The organism is Candidatus Pelagibacter bacterium nBUS_36, from assembly GCF_051201215.1.
GTDB lineage: Bacteria > Pseudomonadota > Alphaproteobacteria > Pelagibacterales > Pelagibacteraceae > Pelagibacter.
In genome coordinates, this window is sequence record NZ_CP172839.1 from 829,770 (window position 1) to 844,365 (window position 14,596).

A 14,596-nucleotide genomic window follows, 5' to 3' on the forward strand; every position below is an offset into this window, starting at 1 on the left:
TAACTAAGGTTTTGTATTAAAGTCTATTTGTAATATATTTTATATTCTACTTTTGATTGTATCTAATACTACATCTTGTGCTCATAAAATAACTGACTAATAGTTAGTTTATGAATGATAATAAAAAAAAAGAAATTCAATCAGCAACATTTGAAAGATTGTTAAAACATTTGGATGAAAGAAAAGATGTTCAAAATATTGATTTGATGAATTTAGCTAACTTTTGTAGAAATTGTTTATCTAGATGGTACAGAGAAGAAGCTGAAAAAAAAGGTGTAACTATATCTGATCCAGACGCGCGAGAGCATATTTATGGTATGCCCTACTCAGAATGGAAAGAAAAATATCAAAAATAATTATTTTTCTTTAAGTCTTGGAAATAATTCAACAAAATTACAAGGTTTGTGATTAATATCTAATTGATGTTTTAAAATTCCGTCCCATGCATCCGTCACTCCACCTGATGATCCTGGAAGCGCAAAAACATATTTGCCATTTGCCAAAACTGCACAAGCTCGAGATTGTATTGCTGAGGTACCGACTGTTTTTAAGCTAATATTTCTAAAAACTTCTCCAAAACCTGGGATGTGTTTATCAGCAATTTCCTCAACAGCTTCTGGTGTTATATCTCTTCCAGTCAACCCGGTTCCACCAGTAGTAATTACAACATCGATATTTTTGCTTTTAATCCATTCTTTTAAAATTAAAACAATATCTTCTTTGTTGTCTTTACAAATTTTTCTATCAATTAAATTATGATTAGCCTCTTCAATTTTTTCAACAAGAATAGAACCTGATTTATCGTTATCAAAAGTTCTTGTATCTGTTACAGTTAATAAAGCTATATTTACATTCATAATAATTTTTAACTATGATTATATTATCAATATTTTTTTTTATAACAGCAATTTTATATTCTAGTGTCGGATTTGGTGGAGGATCTACATACCTTGCTTTGATGTTAATTTGGGATATTCCTTATTATATTTTTCCAATAATTGCTTTATTTTGTAACATCATTGTAGTCTCTGGAAACTCTATAAATTATATTAAATCAGGCAATCTTAATCTAAAATTATTAACACCTTATCTTATTGGATCAATACCTTTTGCTTTTTTTGGAGCCTCAATTTCAATAGAAAAAGATATATTTGAAATATTATTATTTATTATTTTGGCAACTGCTGGATTTTTTTTATTTATTGAAAGCAAGTCTTTTAGCAATGAAAAATTAAAAATAAAAAAAATTTCAAATCTATTATCAATTTTTATTGGTTCAACAATAGGGTTTGTTTCTGGCCTCGTTGGAATTGGGGGTGGTATATTCTTGAGTCCAATTTTATTTTTAATGAAAGCTGGATACCCAAAACATATTGCTGCAACAGCTTCTTTGTTTATTTTAGTTAACTCTTTATTTGGAGTTATCGGTCAACTAACAAAAGATATTGTTTTTAATGAATTTCTAAATTTTTGGCCTCTTTTCTTATCAGTTTTTGTTGGTGGGCAAATAGGAAGTTATTTAAATATAAAATTTCTCTCAAATAAAACTTTAGCATTAATGACTTCTTTATTAGTTATTTTTGTAGCTATAAGGATGGGATTTAAATTATTGTCATAATGTTGATTTAATTGTCTTTTAATATATTTAATTATAAAATGAAAAACATTAAACCATTTGGTCCTTCTATTGGTAAAACTAGAATTTCAAAAAAATTTTTTGATAAACTTAACAAAGAATTTGATACAAAGTCAGTATCAAAAAAAATTGATTATAGCTCGAAACTAGCTAGTCAAATTAAAAAAGAATTAAAAATTTCAAATAGTTTTATTAAAAAAAACTTAGAAAAAGAACTTAAAGATAATATTAAAAGATTTTTAACAAATGAAAAAATTAAAAATTTTAAAGAAATTAAAATTTTAAATCTTTGGGTAGTTCGACAATTTAAAGGTGAGTATAATCCAATACATTACCATGAGGGTGATTTATCAGGAGTTGGTTATTTAAAACTACCCAAAGGTATGATTAATAATAAATTGGTAAAAAATAAGAAGATTAAAACTAATGGAACTATTGATTTTATAAATGGTCAAAAAGGTTTTTTAAGCAAAAGTATATATAATGTGGTACCAAAACTTAAAGAACTTATCATTTTTCCAAATTATTTACTTCATACTGCTTATCCTTTTAATATTAATGGTGAACGAAGATCGTTTTCTTTTAATGCTAAAATTATTCTAAAAAAATAATATACAAATCAATATTTAGCTAGTATAAGAAGTTTGCCGATTTGATCTTATTGCGGGCATAAACTGCTAAAAAGAATAATTCCCACAAAATCAATAAGCAAGGTAGTTGAACTGTATTGTGTACCTAGCATTATGCTAAAACACTAAAAAGGTGAGGAATGAAATGGATTTAAATTTTTTTAAAAAAACAAGAGTTTTAGATGGTGGTATGGGCCAGGAACTTTTAGCTAGAGGTATGAAGCCCAATGGAACACTGTGGAGTGCTAACGCTATACTAGATGAAAATTACCATCAACTCTTATCTGATACCCATAGAGATTTTGTAAAAGCTGGCGCAGAAGTGATAGTCACAACAACATTTACAGCACGACGGAAAAGATTAAGAGATAATAATGTTGAGGATAAGTTTGAATACTTAAACAAAAAAGCTGGTCAAATAGCGCTAGATGTAAAAAAAGAATTTCCAAATATTCTTATAGCGGGTGGAATACCTCCTCAAAATTTAACTTATGAAGCAGACGACAGAAATGAGGAAGAGATTACCAAAAACTTTAATGAACAAGCTAAATTATTGAATCCTTATGTGGATTTTTTTTATTTTGACGTGTGGAGTAGTATTAAAGAATTCAAATGTGGGATCAAAGCAATTAAAGAATTTAAAAAACCTTACCTAATTGGTATCCACATATCTGAAGGCACAAATTTACCAAGTGGGGAAAATATTTCAGATATTAAAAATATAATTGATGAACAGTTACTTGGTATTATGCTTTCATGTGTGTCACCTGAAAATTATGAAGCCAATCTTGAAGAGTTAAAAAGTCTTAATGTGCCTTTTGGTTTTAAGATAAATGGATTTATTACTACGAAACCAAAAAATGGATATACATCAACCTTTACAAAATCTAACGGCAATCCAAATGAATTCTTGGGACAAAGAGAGGATCTTACACCTCAAAAAATTGGAGAAATTGTCAAAAGATTTAAAGATAATGGAGCAACAATACTTGGTGGATGTTGTGAAACACGGCCATCACATATTAATGCAATGGCAACTATTGAGTAATTTTTTTATTGTCAGCCCTTTTAACAAAATAAATACCAATACAAACAGCTATTAAAGATATCAAAACTTTAACTGTTATTAGTTCTTTTAAAAATACATAACCCAATATTGTGCCAAATATTGGTATTAAATAGGATACTTGTGATTGAAAGATTAAACCATTATTTTTCAAAATTCTGAATCTTAACAACCAAGCCACTCCTGTTGGCACTATACCTAGATATATGACTGAAATTAATGAATCAGTTCTTGGAATTGTTTGCCAAGGTTGTTCAATAAAACTCATCAACGGTAATAAAATTATAATTGCCCAAATCAAAATTGAACCTGTTACATTTTCATTTTTTTTCTTACTTATTTTTAAAGTCAAAACACCACCAACCACATAACAAGTCGAACCGAGCAATATTAGTAATGCTGAGGTGAAATTATTTTCATCAATTAAGATATTATCGGAAAATAAGAATACAATTCCTGAAAATCCAATTAAAATTCCAAATGTTTTTATCAAATTAAACTTTTCATTCTTAGTAAAAAAATGTCCAAGAACAGTAGAACTTAATGGTGTAGTGGACATTAATATCGCTGCTAGATTGCTTTGAACTGATTTAACTCCATATGCTATCAAAAAAAATGGTGCTACTAAGTTGATAAATCCAATCATAGCAAACCAATGCCAATCTTTTGAAAATGCCTCTATTTTTATATTTTTGTAATAACAAAGAAGTAAAACTGGAATTGCTCCAAAAAAAACTCTTAAAAAAGCAATTGTCACGGGTCCAAAAGAATATGTTGCAATCTTAATGTTAAAAAAAGCAGATGCCCAAATTAACGACAATGTTGTCAATAATATATAATCTATTAATTTTGGCTGTCTCATTCTGTTATCTCTTTTATTTCACCGGTAGTTAAAATTGATAATTGACTAAAATCTATTTTAAAGACACAATTTGGGTGTCCTGCTGCAGCAAAAACCGTTTTAAATCTATTTAAATTAGTATCAATAAAAATTTTTACTTTATTGAGGTGTCCAACAGGTGAAACTCCTCCGATTGTGTAACCAGTAATTTTTTTAACATCATTTGGATGGGCCATGAAAACATCTTTTTCATCTAAAATTTTTTTTAACTTATTTAAAGAACATCTTCTATCGCCTGATACTAAGCAAAGCACAAAATCATTTCCTGAATTAAATAGTAAACTTTTAACAATCGCCCCAACATTGCAACCTAAAGCTGTAGCTGCATCATTTGCTGTTCTAGCAGTTTGTTCTAAACAAATAATTTCAAGATTTGGATCAAAATCTTTAATTGTTTTTTCTGCTCTTTTAACTGGTTCTTTGTTTAATAAAGGGTTCACTATAAAATAGTTATTTAATAATATTGCATAATTACACTACTTATGTGAAAATTGCATAGGTGTTATTTATTAAATAAGCAATATTTTTCGTGATTATTTTGTTAATTACCACTTATATAATTATACAGGAGACAAAATGAGCGCAGCTAATGTTTTAAAATTTATAAAAGAAAAAGAAGCAGATTTCGTAGATCTTAGATTCACTGACCCAAGAGGCAAACTTCAACATCTTACAATGGATGTAACTATTGTGGATGAAGAAATGTTAAATGAAGGTGTTTTTTTTGATGGTTCGTCAATAGCAGGATGGAAAGCTATCAATGAGTCAGACATGATTTTAAAACCAGATACTTCAAGAATGATAATGGATCCATTTACTTCTCATAACACCGTAGTTCTTTTTTGTGATATTTTAGATGCTGTTAAAAAATCTCCTTATGAAAGAGACCCTAGAGGGACTGCAAAAAAAGCAGAAGAATATTTAAAATCTTCAGGTGTTGGTGACAAAGCATTTTTTGGACCTGAGCCAGAATTTTTTGTATTTGACGATGTAAGAATTAGTAACGATCCAAACAACACCGGGTTTGTATTAGATAGCAAAGAAGGTCCATACAACTCTGGTAAAGTTTATGAAAATGGAAACATGGCTCACAGACCTCCAGTTAAAGGTGGATATTTTCCAGTACCACCAGTTGATAGCGAGCAAGATATGCGTGGCGAATACTTAAAAAATTTAAAAGAAGTTGGAATTAAAGTTGAAAAACATCACCATGAAGTTGCTCCAAGTCAACATGAGCTAGGTATGTATTTTGGAACTCTAGTTGATCAAGCAGATAATGTTCAGCTCTATAAATATGTTGTACAAATGGTTACACATTCATTTGGCAAATCAGCCACGTTCATGCCAAAACCTGTTGCTGGGGATAATGGATCAGGTATGCACATTCACCAATCAATTTGGAAAGGTAAAACTCCAGTATTTTCGGGTGATGCTTATGCAGGTTTATCTGAAACAGCTTTACATTATATTGGTGGAATTTTAAAACATGCTAAAGCCATTAACGCTTTTGCTAATTCAACAACAAATAGTTACAAAAGATTAATTCCAGGTTTTGAAGCACCAGTTCTTTTAGCTTATTCGGCAAGAAATAGATCTGCTTCATGTCGAATACCAATTACTCTCAGTAAAAATGGTGCAAGATGTGAAATAAGATTTCCAGATGCATCTGGTAACCCTTATTTAACTTTTGCAGCAATGCTTATGGCTGGACTCGACGGAATTAAAAATAAAATTCATCCAGGTGAGTCCTTTGATAAAGATTTGTATGATTTACCACCAGAAGAAGTTAATGCTATTCCAACAGTTTGTGGCTCTTTAAGAGAAGCAATGGAAAGCTTGGACAAAGATAGAGAGTTTTTAACTCAGGGTGGTGTATTTACTGATGATCAAATTGATGCTTATATTGCACTTAAGTTTGAGGAAATTCACAAATTCGAACATGCACCTCATCCAGTTGAGTTTGAGATGTATTACAGCAGCTAATAGTTAATTACTGTCTAGTTGTTGCGATTGTATCTTTGTTAACACCTTTTTTAACAACGTAGTCCTGTGTGCCGTTAGCACCAGTCTCTACTTCTTTACGAAGATCTTTGAAGAAAATTCTTTCTTTTAAAGAATCTTTAAGGTTTTTAACAAGATTTTTAAATTCAAATTTGTTCATGATTACCTTATAACGTAGTCATGCGTTTATTGCAATACTGATATGCAGATAATAGGACAATAAGTCCTACTCTATTTTAAAGGACTCTCCACAACCACAACGTTCAGTTTCATTGGGATTATTGAATACAAAAGAGGATGAAAGTTCTTCTTTTTTATAATCCATTTCTGTACCAAGCAAATACATTATAGCAGCCGAATCAACAAATACCTTAACTCCTTTATCTTCAATAACTTCATCATTTGGGTTTAATTCTTTTGTATATTCCATCACATAAGACATTCCAGCACAACCACCTGTTTTAACTGATACCCTTACGCCAAGTGAATTTTTTTCTGCGTTAGACATAATTTCTTTAATTCTTAATGCAGCGTTATCGCTTAGTTTAATTATAGGATTCATTATAAATTCAACTCCAATTTTGCTGCTTCTGACATCATGTCTTTATTCCACGGTGGGTCCCAAACCAATTCAAGATCAACATCATCTATACCTTCAACTTGCATGGCACCATCTTTGACTTCTTTAGGTAAACTCTCTGCTACTGGACAATTAGGCGTAGTTAATGTCATTTTTATTTTTGCAAAATTGTCATTTTCAACTTGAACATCATAAATTAAACCAAGTTCATAAATATTTACAGGTAATTCTGGGTCATAAATTTTTCTGATCTCTTCAATAATTTGCTCTTTTTTTGTCATTTTAATTCTCCGTATTCACTTGATCTTTTTTATTTTCAAAAGCTGAGACTAGTGTGTGCCATGATAAAGTTGCACATTTTACCCTCATTGGATATTGTTTAACTCCTGATAGACACATTAGTTTTGTTTTTTCATCTTCTTCTAAGTTTTCTGATTTAAGTTCAGGATTTTCTTTTATCATTCCTAAAAAATCTTCAACAATTTCTTTGGCTTCATTTTCATTCTTACCTTTAATCAAATCTGTCATAATAGATGCGGATGCCATTGAAATAGCACATCCACTTCCCTCAAAAGAGATGTCTTCAACAATTTTTTGGCCATTAAGTTTTAAATACACGTGAACGTTATCACCACACAAAGGATTGTTACCTTTTGCATCTTTATTAAAACCATCAGTCTTCCTCAAATTTTTTGGATTTTTGCCATGTTCCAATATTATTTCTTGATATAATTCTTTTAAATTCATTATAAGTTAAATATTTTTTTACATTTATTAATTGAATCGTTGAGTTTATCTAAATCATCTTTTGTATTATATATTCCAACAGATGCCCTCGCACTAGCAGGTATATTTAATTTTTCATGTAATATTTGACAGCAATGATGTCCTGCTCTGATAGCAACACCATCCTCATCTAAAATAGTTGCAATATCATGTGGATGAATACCTTCAATAGTGAAAGATAAAACACCCCCTTTGTCTTTAGGACTTCCAATTAATTTAACAGAATTATTTTTTTGTAAAAGTTCTTGGCCATATTCAACTAAATCCGCTTCATGCTTCATAACATTGTCGATTCCCACACTCTCTAAAAATTTTATAGATTGATCAAATGCTATAACTTGTGCTGTAGCCATAGTGCCAGCTTCATACTTGTTTGGTAAATCACCATAAGAAATTCTATCTTTTTTAACTTCTTTGATCATTCCACCTCCTCCTTGGTATGGTGGTAATTCATCTAACCATTTTTTTTTACCGTATAAAACTCCTAAACCCGTTGGGCCATACATTTTGTGACAAGAAATAGCGTAGAAATCACAATCAAGTTCTTGCATATCTAATTTTAAATGAGGTGCTCCCTGACATCCATCAACAACAACAACTATATTTTTGGAGTGAGCTAGTTCAGTTATTTCTTTAATTGGCAGAATTGCACCAGTAACATTCGATAAATGTGTAATTGAAATTATTTTTGTTTTAGATGTTATCTTTTTTTCTATTTCTTCTATTGTGATTTCGCCTTCTTCATTAATTTCTGCAAAATTAATTTTAATATTTTTTGATTTTCTTAAAAAATGCCAAGGAACATAATTAGAATGATGTTCTAATTCTGTAATAAGCACTTCATCTCCTTCTTGAAGGAAATTTTGACCCAAAGTATTTGCAACTAAATTAAGTGCTTCTGTAGCTCCTTTAGTAAAAATAATTTCATTTTTGTCTTTTGCATTTATATATTTTTGAACAGAACTTCTTGTTTCTTCATATAAATTAGTAGCTGCAACAGCAAGATAATGAACACTTCTTCCTACATTAGAAAATTGCTTTGAATAAAACTCATTAATTCTATCAATTACAACTTTTGGTTTTTGTGAAGAGTTTGCACTATCTAAATAAACTAGATCATTATTTTGAATTTTTTCATCAAAAATTGGAAATTCTTTTTTTATATTATTTATGTTCATTCTTTAATACCTGTTAATTTTTTAACTAAAGATTTAACACTTTCATTTGTAATTTTTTCAATAGCTTCATTTAAAAATCCATTTGTTAATAATTTTTTTGATTGAGCATGACTTAAGCCTCTAGACATTAAATAAAAAATAGAGTTTTCATCAATATTACCCGAAGTTGATCCATGTGAACATTTTACGTCATCAGCATAAATTTCTAATTCAGGTTTTGCATTGAACTCCACATTATCATCAAGTAATAAAGCTCTACTTAGCTGATAACCATCTGTTTTTTGAGCTTTAGAGTTTACGTAAATCTTACCTTGATAAACTCCTTTAGAATTTTCATTTAATGCACTCTTAATTAACTGATAACTTTTACAATTTTCTTCATTGTGATTTATTGCAGTTTTAATTTCATGATGTTTTTTATTATCCAAATCCATTATTCCGTTAATTGCTACTGAACCATGACTATTATTAAGAGAACAATTAATGTCATGTTTTGCAAATTTTGAACCTTTGGATAAAATAAAATATTCTAAATGACTATTTTTATTTAAATCAATTTCTTTAAAAGAATATTTAACATTTGATGTTGGCTTAATATCTAAACTATAGTTTTTAAGAATAGAGTTTTTACCAATATTAATTTTTTGTCTGAAATTTAAAAAATTATTTTTTGCATTTTCGTTTGAAATGTTAACTACATCCATAGAAGTGTCGTCTTCAAGATTGATATCCAGCTTCATATTCAGCCCACAACTATCTAAATCAGATGTTAAATAATTATATAAAATCAACGGTTTTTGAAATTGATAACCTTTGCTAACTGTAATTTTAATATAGCTGGAAAGAAAAGCAGTATTTAAGTTTAATAATACATTTTCACTCAATTCATTATCTAATTCTAAATTTTGATTTATAATAATTTTTTCTTCATTTTCATAACTAAAATCAACCTTAGACACGCTACCATTAACAAAAACTATCTTATTATGATTAAAATCACTAATGGAATCAAAATCAATATTTGACACATTATTCTCTTTATAAAAATCTAATTTTTTAAAATTAGTTGAAATAATTTGATTTAAATCTGAAAATTTCCAATCTTCAATACGTTTATTTGGAAAGCCTTGATCTATAAATTTATTAAAGTTTTTTTCTTTAATTTCCTTTTGTGAAGTTGAATAATTTCCTTCACTTAAAGATTTTTCAAAATTTGATTTGATCTCACTTTGCATTAATTAAAATCCTCATATCCAACTTTTTCTAATTCTTTGGCTAATTCATAATCACCTGATTTAATTATTTGGCCATTTTTTAATACATGTACAAAATCTGGTTTAATGTAATCAAGCAACCTTTGGTAGTGCGTAATAATTAAAAAGGAATTTTCTTTATTTCTTAATGAGTTTACTCCTTCCGAAACTATTCTAAGAGCATCAATATCTAAACCTGAATCAGTTTCATCTAAAATAGAAAGTTTAGGGTTTAAAATTGACATCTGTAAAATTTCATTTTTCTTTTTTTCACCACCTGAAAAACCTACATTTAACTGCCTATTTAATATTTTTTCATCAAATTTTAATTCCGCTGATTTTTGTTTAATTAATTTTAAAAATTCGATAGCATCTAATTCTTTTTCACCTCTAGCTTTTTTAATTGTATTTATTGAAGTCTTTAAAAAAGTATTAGTGTTTACTCCTGGAATTTCTAATGGGTATTGAAATGCTAAAAAAATACCTTTATGTGCTCTTTCCTCTGTTTCTAAATTTAATAAGTTTTCACCCTCAAATGTAACATTTCCTTTTATTTCATAACCTCTTTTTCCTGACAAAATATTTGACAATGTACTTTTTCCAGAACCATTTGGACCCATAATTGCGTGTACTTCTCCAGGATTTATATTTAAATTTAATCCCTTTAGTATTTCTTTTTCTTCAATCTTTGCTTTTAAGTTTTCAATCGTTAACATCTAACCAACACTCCCCTCTAAACTAATTCCAACTAATTTTTGTGCTTCAACAGCAAATTCCATAGGAAGTTGTTGTAAAACCTCTTTACAAAACCCATTAACAATCAAGCTAACTGCTTCTTCTTGATTTAGTCCTCTTTGATTACAATAATAAAGCTGCTCATCACTTATTTTTGATGTAGTTGCCTCATGTTCAATATTTGATTTTAGATTTTTGTTCTTAATGTAAGGAATTGTATGAGCACCACATTTATTGCCCATTAATAGTGAGTCACATTGAGTAAAATTACGTGAATTATCAGCCTTTGAGGATATATCAACTAAACCTCTATACATCATATCAGAATTACCTGCTGAAATTCCCTTAGAAATTATCTTACTTTTTGTATTTTTTCCTAAATGGATCATTTTAGTACCTGTGTCCGCTTTTTGATGATTATTTGTAATTGCTATAGAATAAAATTCTCCTACAGAGTTATCACCTTTTAAAATACAGCTTGGATATTTCCATGTTATTGCAGAGCCTGTTTCAACTTGTGTCCAAGAAATTTTTGAATTTCTTCCCTTACATAAACCACGCTTTGTAACAAAGTTGTATATTCCACCTACTCCATCTTTATCTCCAGGATACCAATTTTGTACTGTTGAATATTTAATTTCAGCATCATCCAATGCAATCAATTCAACGTTAGCAGCATGTAATTGATTTTCATCTCTCATGGGAGCAGTACAACCTTCTAAATAACTTACATAACTTCCTTTATCAGCAATAATTAATGTTCTTTCGAATTGACCAGTTTCAGATGCATTAATTCTAAAATAAGTTGATAGTTCCATTGGACATTTTATTCCTTCTGGAATGTAGACAAATGAACCATCTGTGAACACTGCCGAGTTAAGAGTTGCAAAAAAATGATCTGTAGTCGGTATAACTGAGCCTAAATATTTTTTGACTAAGTCAGGATGTTTTTGAATAGCTTCAGACATTGAGCAAAAAATAATTCCTTGTTTAGTTAATTCCTCTTTAAATGTTGTTGCAACAGATACAGAGTCAAATACCGCATCAACAGCAATTCCATTTAACCTTGCTTGCTCTTGTAATGGGATTCCAAGTTTTTTATAAGTTTCTAAAAGTTTTGGATCAAGCTCATCAAGACTTTTAGGTTTATCATCCATACTTTTAGGTGCTGAATAATAATATAAATCTTGATAATCTATTTTTGGATACTTTGGTTTTTGCCAATCAGGTTCTTTTAATTGTTTGAATCTTTCAAATGCTTTTAATCTAAAATCAAGCATCCATTGAGGTTCTTTTTTAACATTAGAAATAAACTTTATCACACCTTCATTTAAACCTTTTGGAGCTCTCGTATTTTCAATATCAGTTGAAAAACCATATTTATAATTTTTTAAATTATCTATTTCTTTTTGTCTGTTATCCATCTTTTAATTTCTTTGATCGTTATTATTTTTTAATAAATCTTGTAAGCTTTTTTTTTCAAAAAAACTATTAATGTGTGATTCTAATTCATCCCACAGATTATGAGTTGAGCATTTTGTGGCTTTGCCATTGCAGCCTTTTTTTGACTCTTTTTTACACTGAACAGTTTTTACTTTTTCATCAACTGCATGAAAAATATTTGTAAGTTTTATCTCGTTTGGTTTTTTAGAAAGAACATAGCCACCTTGTGTTCCTCTGGTACTTTGCACAATTTGATTTTTTTTTAATTTAGAAAAAATTTGCTCAAGATAATCGAGAGATATACCCTGGCGTAAAGAAATATCTCTTAGAGAAACTGGATTGATACCATCAAACCTTGCTAAATCTACTAATGCCATTACGGCATATCTACCTTTTGATGTTAATTTCATATTACCCTTTAAATACGACGCTTTTATACATACCTGACTAAAATGGTCAAGTATAGATTATTTTAAAAAAACTAACATATTGTCGCTCACTTATGATAAACGTAGTTTTTTTTTGAGAATAATAATCAATATCGCATATGGATAATAAAATTTTAGAAATATTTATTCCAGGTCCTGCTGGAAGACTTGAAGCAAAATATTATAAGAGTAAAAAAAATACATCTCCGATTGCACTAGTCCTACAACCACATCCTCAATATGGAGGAACAATGAACAATAAAGTAGTTGTGGATACTTTTCACACATTTATGGATAACGATTTTTCAGTGTGTAGAGTTAATTTTAGAGGTGTTGGCAAAAGTGATGGTGAGTTTGATAATGGACAAGGTGAGCTTGCTGATGCAGCTGCTGCATTAGATTGGCTTGAAAGAGAAAACTTTGATAACTCACAATGTTGGGTATCAGGATTTTCTTTTGGATCTTTAATAGCGATGCAATTATTAATGAGAAGACCAGAAATTAACAGATTTATTGCAATCTCTCCCCAACCAAATGTTTATGATTTTTCTTTTTTGTCACCATGCCCTACATCAGGACTGATGATTTATGGTAAAAAAGATGAATTAGTCCCTTTAGAATATGTTACTGAATTAGACAAAAGATTAAGTGCTCAAAAAGGCATAAAAGTAGAATTTCAATCTGTACCTGAGGCTAATCATTTTTTTTCAAAAACTGAAGGAACTTTAATTAAAAGTCTTGATAAATACATAAAAAAAGAAACTGCTCTTTACTAAAAATTTTTAACTAATTTACCACCTACTGTAGGCAGTTCACAGCCAGTAGTCTTTGGATATGATATTGGTAAATTTAAAAAAGATCTGATTGCAAGATAACCAAATGCTTGAGACTCGATATAATCTCCATTTAGATTATAATCATCAATAGAATTTAAACTTATATTTTTTTTTTGAAATAAATAATCTTTAATACTTTGGATAAGAAAATCATTTTTTCTACCACCTCCACAAATTAAATATTTTATGGGCTTAACATTATTTCCATTAGCATGTTCAATTCCTTTTGCTATAAGGTAAGCGGTAAAATTAGTTATTGTTGCACAACCATCTTCTAATGATAGTCCTCTTGCAAATGAAATATCAAAATCTTTTACATCTAAAGATTTATCAAAAGAATCTACTTTGAAATTATCAATTGCTTGATTTAAAATTAATTGATCAATTTTACCTGATTTTGCAATTGAGCCATTTTCATCAAAATTTTTTTTAGAACTTTTTCTAACCCAATCGTCAATCATACAATTACCTGGACCTGAGTCAAAAGCCTCCATGTTTTCCTCTAAATTTTCTTCTTTTTCAATTATCTTGGTAATATTCGAAATTCCACCTATGTTAAGAAAACAAATTGGATATTCTATTTGATGGTTTTCATTTATATTTTTAGATAATAAGTTATGAAAAATAGGTGTTAATGGAGCACCTTGACCTCTATTCAGCATGTCTTCTTGTCTAAAATCATAAATAACTTTTTTTTTAACTAGTTGAGACATGAGTTTTCCATCTCCTAATTGTTTTGAAATTTTTTTTTCTGAATTATGAAAAATTGTTTGCCCATGAAAACCAATAAAATCAATCTCATCTTGATACTTTAATGATATTTCGTTAACAATTTTGCTATGAAATATAGTAATTTCTCTCTCAAGCTCGTTTAATCTAGCTGAATACAGCTTTAAATCATTGATGCTTAAAATTAGATTTCTGAATTCAATTAATTGTTGATGCAAACTTTCGTTATATTCAAAATATTCATCTAAAACATTGATAAATTCATAAAATCCATCTGATCTAATCAATGATACATCGACCCCGTCCATTGAAGTTCCACTCATTAACCCAATAGCTGTATATAATTTATTTTTCATTGATATTCTTTTTAATAAAAATTTGTATATTGTGTAACT

19 protein-coding genes and 1 riboswitch are annotated in these 14,596 nt (G+C 29.0%); of the genes, 6 read left to right on the forward strand and 13 right to left on the reverse strand.

Features of this window, described 5'->3' with window-relative positions:
* Nucleotides 1-110: 110 nt before the first annotated feature.
* Entirely contained in the window at nucleotides 111-356 is a 246-nt protein-coding gene (locus tag ACIJYI_RS04545; protein ID WP_435113159.1) for a DUF1244 domain-containing protein, read from the forward strand.
* Here ACIJYI_RS04545 and moaB read toward each other — a convergent pair whose 3' ends face one another.
* Nucleotides 357-857, reverse strand: coding sequence for a molybdenum cofactor biosynthesis protein B (gene moaB, locus ACIJYI_RS04550; protein WP_435113161.1), 501 nt, complete (start codon nucleotides 855-857; stop codon nucleotides 357-359). It abuts the gene before it with no gap.
* Between the two features lie 14 nt (nucleotides 858-871).
* Between moaB and ACIJYI_RS04555 the strand changes: the two genes are divergently transcribed.
* From ACIJYI_RS04555 to ACIJYI_RS04565, 3 genes are all read left to right on the forward strand, one after another.
* The gene (locus ACIJYI_RS04555; RefSeq protein WP_435113163.1) at nucleotides 872-1,618 is read left to right on the forward strand and encodes a sulfite exporter TauE/SafE family protein; all 747 of its coding nucleotides are present in this window, start codon (nucleotides 872-874) and stop codon (nucleotides 1,616-1,618) included.
* 38 nt (nucleotides 1,619-1,656) lie between these two features.
* Nucleotides 1,657-2,247: a putative 2OG-Fe(II) oxygenase gene (locus tag ACIJYI_RS04560; RefSeq protein WP_435113165.1), complete on the forward strand. Its 591-nt coding sequence runs from the start codon at nucleotides 1,657-1,659 to the stop codon at nucleotides 2,245-2,247.
* 91 nt (nucleotides 2,248-2,338) lie between these two features.
* Nucleotides 2,339-2,404, forward strand: a riboswitch (SAM riboswitch).
* 6 nt (nucleotides 2,405-2,410) lie between these two features.
* Nucleotides 2,411-3,313, forward strand: a complete 903-nt coding sequence (locus ACIJYI_RS04565) for a homocysteine S-methyltransferase family protein (protein ID WP_435113167.1) — start codon at nucleotides 2,411-2,413, stop codon at nucleotides 3,311-3,313.
* Here the strand turns inward: ACIJYI_RS04565 and ACIJYI_RS04570 are convergent.
* Both ACIJYI_RS04570 and ACIJYI_RS04575 read right to left on the reverse strand, forming a co-directional pair.
* Nucleotides 3,303-4,193 carry a DMT family transporter gene (locus ACIJYI_RS04570; RefSeq protein WP_435113169.1) on the reverse strand — a complete coding sequence of 297 codons (891 nt, stop codon included), beginning with the start codon at nucleotides 4,191-4,193 and terminating at the stop codon, nucleotides 3,303-3,305. The two genes, ACIJYI_RS04565 and ACIJYI_RS04570, sit on opposite strands and share 11 nt — an antisense overlap.
* Nucleotides 4,190-4,672 (reverse strand): YbaK/EbsC family protein, encoded by a 483-nt coding sequence (locus ACIJYI_RS04575; protein ID WP_435113171.1) that lies wholly within the window; start codon nucleotides 4,670-4,672, stop codon nucleotides 4,190-4,192. The genes ACIJYI_RS04570 and ACIJYI_RS04575 overlap by 4 nt, the downstream gene beginning before the upstream one ends.
* Nucleotides 4,673-4,808: 136 nt before the next feature.
* On the opposite strand from ACIJYI_RS04575, the gene glnA reads away from it, so the two are divergent.
* Entirely contained in the window at nucleotides 4,809-6,215 is a 1,407-nt protein-coding gene (gene glnA, locus ACIJYI_RS04580) for a type I glutamate--ammonia ligase (RefSeq protein ID WP_435113173.1), read from the forward strand.
* Nucleotides 6,216-6,222: 7 nt separating this feature from the next.
* On the opposite strand, the gene ACIJYI_RS04585 is transcribed toward glnA, so the two are convergent.
* The 9 genes from ACIJYI_RS04585 to ACIJYI_RS04625 all read right to left on the reverse strand — a co-directional run bounded on the left by ACIJYI_RS04585 (nucleotide 6,223) and on the right by ACIJYI_RS04625 (nucleotide 12,618).
* The gene (locus tag ACIJYI_RS04585; RefSeq protein WP_435085135.1) at nucleotides 6,223-6,393 is read right to left on the reverse strand and encodes a hypothetical protein; all 171 of its coding nucleotides are present in this window, start codon (nucleotides 6,391-6,393) and stop codon (nucleotides 6,223-6,225) included.
* A 66-nt stretch (nucleotides 6,394-6,459) separates the two neighbouring features.
* Nucleotides 6,460-6,795 carry a HesB/IscA family protein gene (locus ACIJYI_RS04590; protein ID WP_435113175.1) on the reverse strand — a complete coding sequence of 112 codons (336 nt, stop codon included), beginning with the start codon at nucleotides 6,793-6,795 and terminating at the stop codon, nucleotides 6,460-6,462.
* Complete coding sequence (locus ACIJYI_RS04595) at nucleotides 6,795-7,094, reverse strand: SUF system Fe-S cluster assembly protein (protein WP_435089594.1); 300 nt, start codon at nucleotides 7,092-7,094, stop codon at nucleotides 6,795-6,797. The genes ACIJYI_RS04590 and ACIJYI_RS04595 overlap by 1 nt, the downstream gene beginning before the upstream one ends.
* Nucleotide 7,095: 1 nt before the next feature.
* A complete protein-coding gene (gene sufU, locus ACIJYI_RS04600) occupies nucleotides 7,096-7,560 on the reverse strand; it encodes a Fe-S cluster assembly sulfur transfer protein SufU (RefSeq protein ID WP_435085141.1) in 465 nt (154 codons plus the stop codon).
* Nucleotides 7,560-8,777 carry an aminotransferase class V-fold PLP-dependent enzyme gene (locus tag ACIJYI_RS04605; protein ID WP_435113177.1) on the reverse strand — a complete coding sequence of 406 codons (1,218 nt, stop codon included), beginning with the start codon at nucleotides 8,775-8,777 and terminating at the stop codon, nucleotides 7,560-7,562. Before ACIJYI_RS04605 ends, sufU begins: the two co-directional genes overlap by 1 nt.
* Nucleotides 8,774-10,012 (reverse strand): Fe-S cluster assembly protein SufD, encoded by a 1,239-nt coding sequence (gene sufD, locus ACIJYI_RS04610; RefSeq protein WP_435113179.1) that lies wholly within the window; start codon nucleotides 10,010-10,012, stop codon nucleotides 8,774-8,776. The genes ACIJYI_RS04605 and sufD overlap by 4 nt, the downstream gene beginning before the upstream one ends.
* A complete protein-coding gene (gene sufC / locus ACIJYI_RS04615; RefSeq protein ID WP_435113181.1) occupies nucleotides 10,012-10,746 on the reverse strand; it encodes a Fe-S cluster assembly ATPase SufC in 735 nt (244 codons plus the stop codon). Before sufC ends, sufD begins: the two co-directional genes overlap by 1 nt.
* A complete protein-coding gene (sufB, locus tag ACIJYI_RS04620; RefSeq protein ID WP_435113183.1) occupies nucleotides 10,747-12,189 on the reverse strand; it encodes a Fe-S cluster assembly protein SufB in 1,443 nt (480 codons plus the stop codon).
* Between the two features lie 3 nt (nucleotides 12,190-12,192).
* Nucleotides 12,193-12,618 carry an Rrf2 family transcriptional regulator gene (locus ACIJYI_RS04625; RefSeq protein ID WP_435113185.1) on the reverse strand — a complete coding sequence of 142 codons (426 nt, stop codon included), beginning with the start codon at nucleotides 12,616-12,618 and terminating at the stop codon, nucleotides 12,193-12,195.
* A 149-nt stretch (nucleotides 12,619-12,767) separates the two neighbouring features.
* Here ACIJYI_RS04625 and ACIJYI_RS04630 point away from each other — a divergent pair, with 149 nt between their 5' ends.
* The gene (locus ACIJYI_RS04630; RefSeq protein WP_435114752.1) at nucleotides 12,768-13,412 is read left to right on the forward strand and encodes an alpha/beta hydrolase; all 645 of its coding nucleotides are present in this window, start codon (nucleotides 12,768-12,770) and stop codon (nucleotides 13,410-13,412) included.
* Here ACIJYI_RS04630 and ACIJYI_RS04635 read toward each other — a convergent pair.
* Nucleotides 13,409-14,557, reverse strand: coding sequence for an anhydro-N-acetylmuramic acid kinase (locus tag ACIJYI_RS04635; RefSeq protein ID WP_435113187.1), 1,149 nt, complete (start codon nucleotides 14,555-14,557; stop codon nucleotides 13,409-13,411). The two genes, ACIJYI_RS04630 and ACIJYI_RS04635, sit on opposite strands and share 4 nt — an antisense overlap.
* Nucleotides 14,558-14,596: the final 39 nt, after the last annotated feature.

Bases quoted from the DNA above. Each gene is read 5' to 3' on its own strand.
- ACIJYI_RS04545 (WP_435113159.1), top strand. From the start codon at position 111: ATGAATGATAATAAAAAAAAAGAAATTCAATCAGCAACATTTGAAAGA.
- moaB (WP_435113161.1), bottom strand. From the start codon at position 857: ATGAATGTAAATATAGCTTTATTAACTGTAACAGATACAAGAACTTTT.
- ACIJYI_RS04555 (WP_435113163.1), top strand. From the start codon at position 872: ATGATTATATTATCAATATTTTTTTTTATAACAGCAATTTTATATTCT.
- ACIJYI_RS04560 (WP_435113165.1), top strand. From the start codon at position 1,657: ATGAAAAACATTAAACCATTTGGTCCTTCTATTGGTAAAACTAGAATT.
- ACIJYI_RS04565 (WP_435113167.1), top strand. From the start codon at position 2,411: ATGGATTTAAATTTTTTTAAAAAAACAAGAGTTTTAGATGGTGGTATG.
- ACIJYI_RS04570 (WP_435113169.1), bottom strand. From the start codon at position 4,193: ATGAGACAGCCAAAATTAATAGATTATATATTATTGACAACATTGTCG.
- glnA (WP_435113173.1), top strand. From the start codon at position 4,809: ATGAGCGCAGCTAATGTTTTAAAATTTATAAAAGAAAAAGAAGCAGAT.
- ACIJYI_RS04585 (WP_435085135.1), bottom strand. From the start codon at position 6,393: ATGAACAAATTTGAATTTAAAAATCTTGTTAAAAACCTTAAAGATTCT.
- ACIJYI_RS04590 (WP_435113175.1), bottom strand. From the start codon at position 6,795: ATGAATCCTATAATTAAACTAAGCGATAACGCTGCATTAAGAATTAAA.
- ACIJYI_RS04595 (WP_435089594.1), bottom strand. From the start codon at position 7,094: ATGACAAAAAAAGAGCAAATTATTGAAGAGATCAGAAAAATTTATGAC.
- sufU (WP_435085141.1), bottom strand. From the start codon at position 7,560: ATGAATTTAAAAGAATTATATCAAGAAATAATATTGGAACATGGCAAA.
- ACIJYI_RS04605 (WP_435113177.1), bottom strand. From the start codon at position 8,777: ATGAACATAAATAATATAAAAAAAGAATTTCCAATTTTTGATGAAAAA.
- sufD (WP_435113179.1), bottom strand. From the start codon at position 10,012: ATGCAAAGTGAGATCAAATCAAATTTTGAAAAATCTTTAAGTGAAGGA.
- sufC (WP_435113181.1), bottom strand. From the start codon at position 10,746: ATGTTAACGATTGAAAACTTAAAAGCAAAGATTGAAGAAAAAGAAATA.
- sufB (WP_435113183.1), bottom strand. From the start codon at position 12,189: ATGGATAACAGACAAAAAGAAATAGATAATTTAAAAAATTATAAATAT.
- ACIJYI_RS04625 (WP_435113185.1), bottom strand. From the start codon at position 12,618: ATGAAATTAACATCAAAAGGTAGATATGCCGTAATGGCATTAGTAGAT.
- ACIJYI_RS04635 (WP_435113187.1), bottom strand. From the start codon at position 14,557: ATGAAAAATAAATTATATACAGCTATTGGGTTAATGAGTGGAACTTCA.